The 10,876-nt window shown below is 71.0% G+C and carries 11 protein-coding genes; 3 read left to right on the top strand and 8 right to left on the bottom strand.

Annotated features, from left to right (window positions below; all coding sequences use genetic code 11):
* The 7 genes from O9280_RS02630 to O9280_RS02600 form a co-directional block, all read right to left on the bottom strand.
* Window positions 1–905 (bottom strand): hypothetical protein (locus O9280_RS02630; RefSeq protein WP_298338344.1); only part of this gene is annotated, 905 nt, incomplete at its 3' end.
* A 55-nt stretch (window positions 906–960) separates the two neighbouring features.
* The gene (locus O9280_RS02625) at window positions 961–1,734 is read right to left on the bottom strand and encodes an SAM-dependent methyltransferase (protein WP_298338342.1); all 774 of its coding nucleotides are present in this window, start codon (window positions 1,732–1,734) and stop codon (window positions 961–963) included.
* 30 nt (window positions 1,735–1,764) lie between these two features.
* A complete protein-coding gene (locus O9280_RS02620) occupies window positions 1,765–2,310 on the bottom strand; it encodes a GNAT family N-acetyltransferase (RefSeq protein WP_298338340.1) in 546 nt (181 codons plus the stop codon).
* Between the two features lie 56 nt (window positions 2,311–2,366).
* Window positions 2,367–3,071, bottom strand: a complete 705-nt coding sequence (locus tag O9280_RS02615) for a pirin family protein (RefSeq protein ID WP_298338381.1) — start codon at window positions 3,069–3,071, stop codon at window positions 2,367–2,369.
* 147 nt (window positions 3,072–3,218) lie between these two features.
* Window positions 3,219–3,566 carry a calcium-dependent protein kinase 21 gene (locus O9280_RS02610; protein ID WP_298338338.1) on the bottom strand — a complete coding sequence of 116 codons (348 nt, stop codon included), beginning with the start codon at window positions 3,564–3,566 and terminating at the stop codon, window positions 3,219–3,221.
* Window positions 3,563–5,329, bottom strand: coding sequence for a GGDEF domain-containing protein (locus O9280_RS02605; protein WP_298338336.1), 1,767 nt, complete (start codon window positions 5,327–5,329; stop codon window positions 3,563–3,565). The genes O9280_RS02610 and O9280_RS02605 overlap by 4 nt, the downstream gene beginning before the upstream one ends.
* Window positions 5,326–6,387: a sensor domain-containing diguanylate cyclase gene (locus O9280_RS02600; protein ID WP_298338334.1), complete on the bottom strand. Its 1,062-nt coding sequence runs from the start codon at window positions 6,385–6,387 to the stop codon at window positions 5,326–5,328. The genes O9280_RS02605 and O9280_RS02600 overlap by 4 nt, the downstream gene beginning before the upstream one ends.
* Before the next feature lie 107 nt (window positions 6,388–6,494).
* Between O9280_RS02600 and mutM the strand changes: the two genes are divergently transcribed.
* Window positions 6,495–7,307 (top strand): bifunctional DNA-formamidopyrimidine glycosylase/DNA-(apurinic or apyrimidinic site) lyase, encoded by an 813-nt coding sequence (gene mutM, locus O9280_RS02595; RefSeq protein WP_298338332.1) that lies wholly within the window; start codon window positions 6,495–6,497, stop codon window positions 7,305–7,307.
* A gap of 20 nt (window positions 7,308–7,327) precedes the next feature.
* Here mutM and O9280_RS02590 read toward each other — a convergent pair whose 3' ends face one another.
* Entirely contained in the window at window positions 7,328–9,307 is a 1,980-nt protein-coding gene (locus O9280_RS02590) for a UvrD-helicase domain-containing protein (protein WP_298338330.1), read from the bottom strand.
* Between the two features lie 145 nt (window positions 9,308–9,452).
* On the opposite strand from O9280_RS02590, the gene O9280_RS02585 reads away from it, so the two are divergent.
* Both O9280_RS02585 and O9280_RS02580 read left to right on the top strand, forming a co-directional pair.
* A complete protein-coding gene (locus O9280_RS02585; RefSeq protein WP_298338328.1) occupies window positions 9,453–10,211 on the top strand; it encodes a sel1 repeat family protein in 759 nt (252 codons plus the stop codon).
* A 41-nt stretch (window positions 10,212–10,252) separates the two neighbouring features.
* Window positions 10,253–10,876 carry a thymidine kinase gene (locus O9280_RS02580; RefSeq protein ID WP_298338327.1) on the top strand — a complete coding sequence of 208 codons (624 nt, stop codon included), beginning with the start codon at window positions 10,253–10,255 and terminating at the stop codon, window positions 10,874–10,876.

Raw genomic sequence — 10,876 nt, 5'->3', positions numbered from 1 at the left:
CCGGCGGCGAGCAGCAGCTCGGCGTCCAGCGCGTAGGCCTCGGCCATCAGGCGCGGATAGCGCGTGGATTCGATCCGGCCCACGCGCTCCTCGAGCAGGCCAAGGGCTTCGGCCGGGCGGTCGCGTTCGCGCAGGAAGCGGACAAAGGAGAGCGCCGAGAACCCCAGCATCACGGCGTCCTCGTCGGCGGCGCGGCAGGTTTGATCCACCCGGTCGAAATCGTCCGAAGACAAGCCCGGATCGCCCGAGGCCTGGCGTGCACGAACGACGAAATGGCTCGCCGTACACGCTTGCCGCGGCGATGGCGAATCCTCGGCGAGGCGCTTCGCGTACCAGGCCGAGAGCTCGGGTTTCTCGAGTTCCGCGTAGAAGATCGCGGCGACGGCCCATAGCCCGCGGACTTCGTCGCGCAGCGGGCCTTCGGCCTTCGTGTTCGCCTTCAGCAAGCGATCGAGCTCGCGGAGGCCGGCTTCGAACTCGCGCGTGCCCGCGCGCATGTTGATGACGAAAGTGCCGGCTGCCAGGCCCAGTTTGGGATCCTCGGCCGATCCGGCCAGCGGCTCCGCCAGCGTGATGGCTTCGGCGAAGCGACCCTCGAATGCCGCGCGGTTGGCGCTGAGGAACCTCAGGAACTGGCGCTGCCCGAGCCTCAACGGTGGCGGCGCGGCCTCGAGTTCGCGGGTCCGCGTCACGAAGGCCGGGGCATCGACCGTGCGCAGGGCGAACAGGCGCTGCATTTCCTGCTCGAGGGCCTCATCGCTCCCTTCGCGGGCCGCGGGCGCGGCCGCCGCCGGACTTGCGCCGACGAGGAGGCCGAGGGCCAGAACCCCGGCGAGGACGGCGCGCATGACGGCTGCGCAGAGCCCGGGCGCGGCAAGAACGCGATCGATCGGCGATGGGGTCATGGCGAGGCGCGTGCGCCGTTTCGCGGCCGGTGGGCTTGATGCTAGCGCCGTTCGGTCACGCCTGCTCCGGCTCCAGCGCCCGGGCCGGTGGCACCACGAGCGTGCTGTGCATGTGCAGCGTCGCGTGCGCGAGTCGGGCCAGCGGCACGGGGTCGACGCGCGGCCGGCCGATCGGCAGGGTGGCGGCCTCGTAGATCGTCACCGGGTGGTCGGCGGGGTAGTCGCGCAGCAGTCGGTCCACCAGGCGTTGGCGCTGCTCGACGGTGCTGGCGCGCACCGCGTAGGTGCGATCCCCGGCCAGGCCGACCTGCCAGAGCACCAGCCAGGCGCTGGTGTCGATGACGCGGCGGTAGAACAGCAGCTGGCTGGCTTCGAAGTGCGCGCAGCCCACCTTGCCGGGATCGAGCCCGAGATCGGCGTAGAGGCAATCCTCGGCGGAGATGCCGGGGTCCATCACCGCCTCGAAGCCCTCCGCGCGGGCCTGCGCGATCGACGCGTGCGGCACCTGTGCGAACACGCCGGGATGCCCGTAGAAGGCGCCGACCACGCGCTTGCCGGCGCGGACTTCGGCGAGCATCGCCTCGGCCATCTCGCGGTAGGTCTGCTGGCGCGGCTTCCCCTCCGCATAGAAGCCCTGCAGGCTCACGATGCGCGGATTGATCGTCGCGACCCATTGCTCGACCAGGGCGTCGCTGGCGGCCACGAACACGACGTCCGCCGCTTCGATCCAGCCGCGGGAACGCGGCGTCAGGTGGGCGCCGAGCATCATGCCGAGACCCACGCAGGCCAGATGGCCACGGGGCGAGGTGATCGGGAGGTCGGAGGGCATGGGCTCGGTCAGGGAAGCGAAGCCACGAGCCTAGCCGAGCGGACGCACCGCCGCGCTGCTCCTGCACTCCCAGCCCACCGGGAGTGGGGCGCCCGACCGCGGCGGACAGCGCGTGAAGCCGACCCGCTGCATCAGCGCCGCGGCGCCGGTATGCGCTTCGGCGTGATGGCAGGTGAGGCCCCCCAGCCCAGCGATATCGAAGGCCCAGGGACGGACGGCCGTGATCGCGGCCGTGGCGGCCCCGCGCCCTTGCCACGCCGGCCAAAGCAGCACGCCAAGCTCGGCCTCGCCATCGCGCCAGCCCTTGCCCCGAAGCGCAAGGCCCAGAAGCCCGGCCGTGCCCTCGGGGTGTTCGATCACCCAGTGCCGGAACCGCCCCTCGGCATCGCCCTGATGGCGCAAGGACGCCGCGGCCGCACGCGCGGCGCGGTCGGGCGTGAACGTCGGGCCCACCGCCCGCATGACCTCGTCGTCGGTGAACAGTCCCGCGTAAAGCGCGAGATCACCCGCGGCGAACGGGCGGAGCTGGAACGGCGGCGCGGCGAGCGCGATGGCGTCCGGTGCGGGTGTGGGCATGCGCGCCAGTGTGCCCACCGGCCCCCGAGGACGGTAGGTGGCGGCGGGCGGCGACCTCAGCCTCGCGGCAGGTCGAACACCAGCACCTCGGCGCCTTCGCCGGCCTCGATCGCGACGGTCGGTTCGTCCTCGAACTTCAGCGCGTCGCCGGCGCGCAGCACGTGGCCGTTGACCTTGGCCGCGCCGCGCGCGAGATGCACGTAACCGAGGCGGCCCGACGCCAGCGGCAGCGTGGCGCTCTCGTCGCCATCGAACAGCCCGGCGTACATCCGCGCCTGCTGCTGGATGCGCACCGAGCCCTGCGTGCCGTCGGGGCTCAGCACAAGGCGCAGGCGGCCGCGCTTCTCCTCGGGGCCGAACATCTTCTGCTCGTAGCCCGGGGCGATGCCGCCACGGTCCGGGAGGATCCAGATCTGCAGGAAGTGCGTTTCGCCGCTCGGGTTGTGGTTGAACTCCGAGTGCAACACGCCGGTGCCGGCGCTCATGCGCTGCACTTCGCCCGGCACGATGCTGGCGCGGTTGCCCATCGAGTCCTCGTGCGCCAACGCGCCGTCGAGCACGTAGCTGACGATCTCCATGTCGCGGTGGCCGTGCTTTCCGAAGCCGGTGCCGGCGGCGATGCGGTCCTCGTTGATGACGCGCAGCGGCCCGAACTGCACGTGCTTCGGGTCGAAGTAATCGGCGAAGGAAAAACTGTGGAAGCCTTGCAGCCAGCCGTGCGAGGCGCGGCCGCGCTCGTGGCCGGGGCGGGGGGTGATCATGGTGCTTTCCTCGATGCGGAAGCCGGGCGGGCCGGCGATGGCGGGCATCGTCCGTCCGCGTGCCCTCGGGCGCAGCCTCTGCATCGCAACGGATCGTCATGCCGGCGCGACAATCGCGCGCCCCTCACGTGGCGGCGGGCGCCCTGCTCAGCCGCGCGGCGGTGCGAGCAGCTCGCGCGCATCCAGCGCGCCATCGCGGTTGGCGTCCTGCCGGGCGAACTGGCGGCGCAGGCGAGCCTCGTTGTCGGCCCTCGCGAGAGGCTTCGCGCCGGGGGGAAGCTCCTCGCCTTCGAGCACGCCGTTGGCATCGGCGTCGCGGGCCTGGAAGCCGACCGAGAGGTAGGCCACGTATTCGGACTCGTCGACCCTGCCGCTGCCGTCCCCATCGAACCGTTGCATCAGCTCACCGGGGCCTTGTGCATAGGCGATGGGAGTGGCCGTCGCTGGCAAGGGCGCGAACGCCAGCGCGACGGCCAGCAGCGTGGAACGGCTCATGCCGGGACCTCGGCGCCATCCATCGGCACGACCACCGCGGCCGCCACGCGGTTCCGCCCGGCGCTCTTCGCGCGGTAAAGCGCCTGGTCGGCGTTCGCCAGCAGGTCGCGGAGGCGGTAGCCCGCAGCGGTGGTCGAGACGACACCGAAGCTCGCAGTGATGGCCAGCCCGGCACGGCCGTCGTAGGCGGTGGCGCGGGTGGCGGCGATGGCGCTGCGGCAGCGCTCGGCGAACGCGAGCCCCTCGTCGAGGCCCGCGCCCGGCAGCAGCACGGCGAACTCCTCGCCACCCAATCGACCGAAGTGGCGACCGGGCTCCTGGAGGCGGGCGAGCGTGGCGCCGACGGCGGCCAGCAGGGCGTCGCCGGACAGGTGGCCGTGCTGCGAGTTCACCAGCGAGAAATGGTCGAGGTCGAGGAGCACCAGCGCCATCGGCTGCGCGCGGCGTTCGGCGGCGGCCAGCGACGCAGCGGCCTGTTCCGCGAACTGTTGTCGCGTCCACAGCGTCGTCAGCGCATCGATTTGCATGCGCTCGCGGAGTCGACGCCGCAGTCGGCGTGAATGCCACGTCCAGCCGAGCAGGGCGACGAAAGCCAGGACCAGTGGCGCCGCCAGCAGGGTGAAGAACGTGGTGGTGCGCTCGCTGTGCGCCGCGTCCAGCGTCAGCTGCGCGTTGCGCTGCTCGACCAGCGCGAGGGCCTGTTGGCGCGCGAGGGACTCCTGGCGGCCGGCCTCGTAGGCGGCGAGCAGATGCCGCATTTCGTCCTCGTACGCGCGCTCCGCCGTGAGCACGGCCTGCAGTTCGCCCAAGGCCACCCGGTCATTGCCGCGGGCCAGCGCGATCTCGTAGCGGGTGCGTCGCGCCGAGAGCAGGGGCAGGCCGCTGGGCAGGCCGGCACTGAGGGCCAGCACGGCGTCGGTCTGAGTCTGTGCCTCGTCCAGCCGTCCCGTGGCGAGCAGCGCCTCGGCCAGCTCCGCATGGGCTTCGGCCAGCAACGGCGCGAAGCCGGTGGCCTGCAAGTCGGGCATCCGGGTCAAGAGATGTTCGGCGGCGCGGCCAGCGTGGCCCTCCGCGATCCACCAGCGGCTGCGGAGGACGTCGACGTAGCGAGCCGCGAGCACGGTTTCGTTGCCCGCGCACAGGACCGAGACACCGTCGAACTCGGCTTCGTCCAGCTGGTGCGGCGCACGCGTCAGCCGGGCCTCCAGTGCTTGCATGGACGCGGCGCACCGCTCGACGGGGGCGGCATCGCCGGCGAGGACGCGCTCTGCGTGACGCAGGGCGATCTCGGACTGCGACAGCTGGTTGTAGAACACCGCTGCCACGAGATCGACATGACGTCGAACGGCGCTGTCGGGCAGCGGCTCGACGGTGGCGAGCAGGGCTTCGAGGCGCTTCTGCCCATCGAGGAACTCGCGGCTGGCGGCTTGCACGTTCACCGCGACGGCCGCGGCGCGCAGGCGGGTGGCTTCGTCAGCGGCGTCGCGGGCCAGTTGGTCGGCGCGTTGCAGCGCCTCGGGGAAGCGCGATTCCAGCGCCATCGCCTGCGCCCCGAGCAGGCCCAGCTGGTCGCGGAGCAGCGGGTCGGTCGGCGGTGGTCCGGCCTCGACGGCCCGCAGCTGCGCGAGGAAGGCGCCCGGGTTGCTCAGGCGCAGTGCTTGGAGGGCGTCCAGTTGCGCCGGGGTCGGGGCCGCCGCCAGCGCCGCCCCGATGCCGAGCGCGGCGAACAGCAGCGCCGCTGCCCGCCGGCCGGTCGTGGTCATGGGCCGAGGCTGCCGAAGGCAGGCGCCGACATGCTGCGGTTGCGCCCCGCCGACTTCGCGGCGCGCAGCGCCGACTCGGCCGCCGCGATCCATTGCGTACTCGTGAGCATGCCGGCGTCGATCTGCGCGTAGCCGATGCTCACCGTCGGATGGGCGCCGCTGGCGTCATGGAGCAGGCGCTCGGCGAGCGCATGGCGCAGGCGTTCGGCGAGCTCTCCCACGCCGCTGCCGCTGGCATCCGTCAGCACGAGGCCGAAACGATCGCCACCGAGGCGGCCGCAGGTGTCGGTGTCGCGCAGGGTCTTGCGGAGCACCGCGGCAATGGCCTGCAGCGCGGCGTCGCCGGCGGCGCGGCCGTGCACGTCGTTGAGCAGACGGAAACGGTCGACGTCCACCACCATGAAGCTGGCGCGATGGCCGCTGCGACGGAAGCGGCGGAACTCGTGCTCGGTCGCCTCCTGCAGCGCCCTCGGGTTGGCCACGCCGGTGAGCGGATCGGTGCGCACCAGCGAGGCCAGCGCCCGGCGATGGCCGCCGAGCTGCTGCGAGAGGCGCCATGCCGAGAACGCGATGGCAGAGGGGTAGACCATCAAGGCCGGTGCCGATGCAGCAATGGCCGCCCAGGAGCTTTCCGGCGCGAAGGCGAACTCGCCCAGCGCCGCCACGGCGGCAGCGGAAGCGAGGAAGACGAGGCCGCAGCGAAAGGCGAGCCGCGGCCCACCGAAGGCGAACTTGTCCATCAGGATGATGGAGGCGAGCATCAGCGACGGCACGGCGTTGAACTGCATCAGTGCCACCCACAGGCCGGCCATCAGCGAGTCGATGTGCAGGTTGCGGCGTTCCATGGCTAGCGGTTGCGGGTGGTTGAGCGCCATGCGGCGCGCCACCCAGGGCCAGACGAGCACGTTCGCGGCGGCGAGGGCCCACATGATCGCCGGCGCCTGAAGCTCGTACAGGACCACCGCGACCGGAAGGAGGACCAGCCAAAGCCCGAGCAGGCGCATGTGCGCCGCGTTCTGGACGATCCGTCGCTGGGCGTCGTCGGGGCTGGTGTCCATCGGGCTTCCCGGGGTGAGGGCGGAGCGTAAGGCCGCACCGGAGGTACCGCAATGCGAGGCGGGCCACCGGGCCTACACTGCGACCCTCTTTCACACGTCCGCCGCCGATGCCTGAACTGCCCGAAGTCGAGACCACGCGGCGCGGCCTTGCGCCGCATCTGGAAGGTCGTCGCGTCACCGGCGTCACCTTGCGCCGGCCCGACCTCCGCTGGCCGATCCCCGCAGACGTGCGCGAATGCCTTCCCGGCCAGCGCATCGAGGCCGTCGAGCGACGCGCGAAGTACCTGCTCACGCACACGGCGGCGGGTAGCGCGCTCTGGCACCTCGGCATGAGCGGCGTGATGCGGGTCCTGCCGGCGTCGGCGCCGCTCGGGCCGCACGACCACGTCGACGTCGGCCTCGACGATGGCCGGGTGCTCCGCTTCACCGACCCGCGCCGCTTCGGCTGCCTGCTCTGGCAACCGCCCGGCGAACTGCATGAACTGCTCGCCGGCCTCGGCCCCGAACCGCTGTCCGACGCGTTCAGTGGCGAGACGCTGTTCACCGCGTCGCGTGGCAAGAAGGCCTCGGTCAAGACCTTCGTGATGGACCAGGCCGTCGTGGTCGGCGTCGGCAACATCTACGCCGCGGAAGCCTTGTTCGAAGCCGGCATCCGCCCGACCACGCCGGCGGGCCGCGTCACCCGCGAGCGCTACGACCGCCTCGCCGCGGCCGTGAAGCGCATCCTCGGCCATGCCATCGAGCGCGGCGGCACCACGCTGCGCGACTTCCTCAATCCCGACGGCCTGCCGGGTTACTTCGAGCAGGAACTCTTCGTCTACGGCCGCGAGGGCGAGGCCTGCAAGGTCTGCGGCACGGCGCTGAAGGGCCTGCGCCTCGGGCAGCGCGCCACCGTGTGGTGCCCGCGCTGCCAGCGTTGACGGGCTGATCGCGCCGGCAGCTATTTCGGCGCGTCGAACAGCGCCGCCATGGCCGCGAGGTGGGCGCGGCCGCGCTGCTTCTTGGATTCGGCCTCGGCCTCCGGATCGGCGCCGTCACGCTGGAGGTCCGACTGCGGCAACTCGTCGAGGAAGCGGCTGGGGGCCAGCTTGATGGTGTCGCCCCAACGCTTGGTTTCCCGCGAGTGCGAGAGCACGAGGTGCTCCTTGGCGCGGGTGATGCCGACGTAGAGCAGGCGGCGCTCCTCGTCGATGCGGCCTTCCTCCATGCTGGCCTCGTGCGGCAGCGTGCCGTCCTCGAGGCCGACCAGGAACACCGCGCGGAACTCCAGGCCTTTGCTGCCGTGCAGGCTCATCAGCCGCACGGCGTTGCCCGGCTCGCCGCGGTCGGCGTGGCTGAGCAGCATCATCTGCGCCGCGAGGTCGCCAACGCTGCTCTTCGGGCCATCGAACCAGTCGGCCAACTCGTCGAGGTTCGCTTTGCGCCGCTCGTAGCCGGCCTTGTCCTTGCTCATCGTGCGGAAGGCCTCGAGCATGCCGCTGCGCTCGGCCAAGGCCAGCACGATGTCCTTCGCCGGCATGCGCTCCGAATCGTCGCGAAGGCGATCGACGATCCCGGTGAATTCGCCCAGCGCGGCGGCGATGCGCGGCTGCAGCTGCTTCAGGATCGACATCTGCCGTGCGGCGCCGTCCAGCGAGAGGTGGTGCGCTTGGGCCAGCTCCGCGAGCTTGGCCAGCGAGGTGCCGCCGATGCCGCGCGCGGGTGACGAGACGGAACGTAGGAAGGCCGCATCGTCGTCGGCATTGGCCACGAGGCGCAGCCAGGCCAGCGCGTCCTTCACTTCGGCGCGCTCGAGGAAGGCCGTGCCGCCGGTGAGGTGATAAGGGATGCGCAGCAGCTGCAGCGATTTCTCCAGCGCCCGGCTCTGGTGGTTGCCGCGGAACAGCACGGCGAACTCGCCGAACGGGATTTCCTTCGCCTTGCTCAGGTAATCGATCTCCGCGGCGACGCGATCGGCCTCGTGCTCGTTGTTCTCGCAGCGCCAGACCTTGATCTTGTCGCCCTCGCGCTGGTCGCTCCACAGCGTCTTCAGGTGCTCGTGCGGGTTGTTCGCGATCAGCGTGTTCGCCAGCCGCAGGATGCGCGCGCCGCAGCGGTAGTTCTGCTCGAGCTTGATGATCTTCAGCGCCGGGTAGTCGCTGCCGAGAAGGTTCAGGTTCTCCGGCTGCGCGCCGCGCCAGGCGTAAATGCTCTGGTCGTCGTCGCCCACGCAGGTGAAGCTGCCCTTCGGGCCGGCGAGTTGCTTCAGGAGCCGGTACTGCGCGCCGTTGGTGTCCTGGCATTCGTCGACCAGCAAGTAGCGCAGGCGCTCGCGCCAGCCGGCGGCGAAGTCGGGGTCGGCCTCCAGCATCTGCACCGGCAGGCGGATCAGATCGTCGAAATCCACCGCGTTGAAGGCGGCGAGGCGCTGCTGGTACTTGGCGTACAGGTTCGCCGCCTCGCGCTCGACGGCGGACTTGGCGATCTCCATGGCCTGCTCGGGCGTCATCGCCTCGTTCTTGGCGCGCGAGACGAGTCCGCGCAGGCGTTCAAGCACGTCGTTCTTGGTGCCCGGCGGCATCAGGTCCTTGACGATGCCCATCTGGTCGTCGGCATCGAACACCGAGAAGCCGCGCTTCAGCCCGGCGCGGCCGGCCTCCTGCTGCAGGAAGCGCAGGCCCAGCGCGTGGAAGGTGCTGATCGTCAGGCCTTCCGCCGCGTCGCCGCGCACCCGCTTCGCCACGCGCTCCTTCATCTCCTTCGCCGACTTGTTGGTGAAGGTGATGGCCGCGATGTGCCGCGCCTCGCGCTGGCCGCTCGCGATGAGGTGGGCGATCTTCTCGGTGATCACGCGGGTCTTGCCGGAGCCGGCGCCGGCGAGCACGAGCAGCGGGCCCTGCGTGTACAGCACGGCTTCGCGCTGCGGGGCGTTGAGGGACATGGGGATCTTGCGACGGAACGATGGGCCGCATTGTCGCAGGCGGCATGACCATGGTCACGGCGTGACTTCCGGGGGGCGCCGGGGGCGCCTGGTTTCGGCACACTACGCTCAACCCCCTGGTTGACTTGCCGAAGGAAGGCCCCCAATGCCACTGAACCTCACGCGTCCCCTTGCCGCCAGCCTGCTGGCGCTCTCCCTCTCCCTCTCCCTTCCCGCGGTCGCCCAGTCCGGCGGCCAGGGGCCGGTCGACGAGCCTAGCGCGGAGGTCATGGCGGCGGGCTTCATGAATGCCCATCCGGACTTGATGTACCGCAGCCGCGGCGTCGAGCGCTTCCGTGACGGCGAGTATGAAGAGGCCTTCGTGCGCTTCACGCGTGCTGCTCGCTTCGCCGACAAGCCTTCACAGGGCATGTTGGGCGAGATGTACTGGAACGGGCAGGGCGTGGCGCAGGATCGCGCGATGGCTTACGCGTGGATGGACCTGGCCGCCGAGCGCATGTGGCGCCCCTTCGTCATCAAGCGCGAGATGTACTGGAACGAACTCAGCGCCGACGAGCGCGAGCGCGCGCTCGAAGAGGGCCGGCGACTCTACGCCGAGTACGGCGACGCGGTGGCGAAGCCGCGCAAAGAACAGGTCATGTCGCGTGAGCGCAAGAGCGTCGTTGGCAGCCGCACCGGTGCCGTGTCCGGGTCGGTGAGCATCCAGATCCCCGGTCCGGGCGGTACGGAGACGGTCTCGGCCAAGGACTACTACGACGACCGCTATTGGGAAGCGGACACCTACTGGGCGTGGCAGGAGCGCGTCTGGAAGGAGGCGCGTCCGGCGATGGTTGACGTTGGGCCCGTCTCCACCACGGCCAATCCCCCGCCGCGCGAAGACGACACGGACGGTTCGCCGCGCTGATCCACGGCGGCCGCAGGCCATGCGCCCGCTAGAATGGGCGCATGGCCAAGCTCTACTTCTACTACTCGGCGATGAACGCCGGGAAGACCACGACGCTGCTGCAAAGCGCGCACAACTACCACGAGCGCGGGATGCGCACGCTGATCCTCACGCCGCGCCTCGACACCCGTGCCGGCGAAGGCGTGGTGGCCTCGCGCATCGGCCTTCAGGCCCGCGGCACCGTGTTCACCCGCGACGACGACCTCGAGCGCCTCGCCCGCGAGGATGTGGCCGCGCGCGGCCCACTGGGCTGCGTGCTGGTCGACGAGGCGCAGTTCCTGTCGAAGGCGCAGGTGTGGCAGCTCACCGAGATCGTCGATGCGCTGAGCGTGCCGGTGCTGGCCTACGGCCTGCGCACCGACTTCCGCGGCGAGCTCTTCGAGGGCAGCCAGTACCTGCTGGCCTGGGCCGACAACCTCGTCGAGATCAAGACCATCTGCCACACCGGCCGCAAGGCGACGATGGTGGTCCGCGTCGACGAGCATGGCCACGCCGTGACCGACGGCCCGCAGGTGGAGATCGGCGGCAACGACCGCTACGTCTCGGTGTCGCGCGGCGAGTTCAAGAAGATCATGGCCGGCGAAGGCCACATCGACCCGATGCAGGCGCCGTTGCCGCTCGGCTGA

The organism is Silanimonas sp., assembly GCF_027531545.1.
GTDB lineage: Bacteria > Pseudomonadota > Gammaproteobacteria > Xanthomonadales > Xanthomonadaceae > Silanimonas.
The sequence above is the reverse complement of the archived record's forward strand: the minus strand, read 5'-3'. Positions and strand labels throughout refer to the sequence as shown.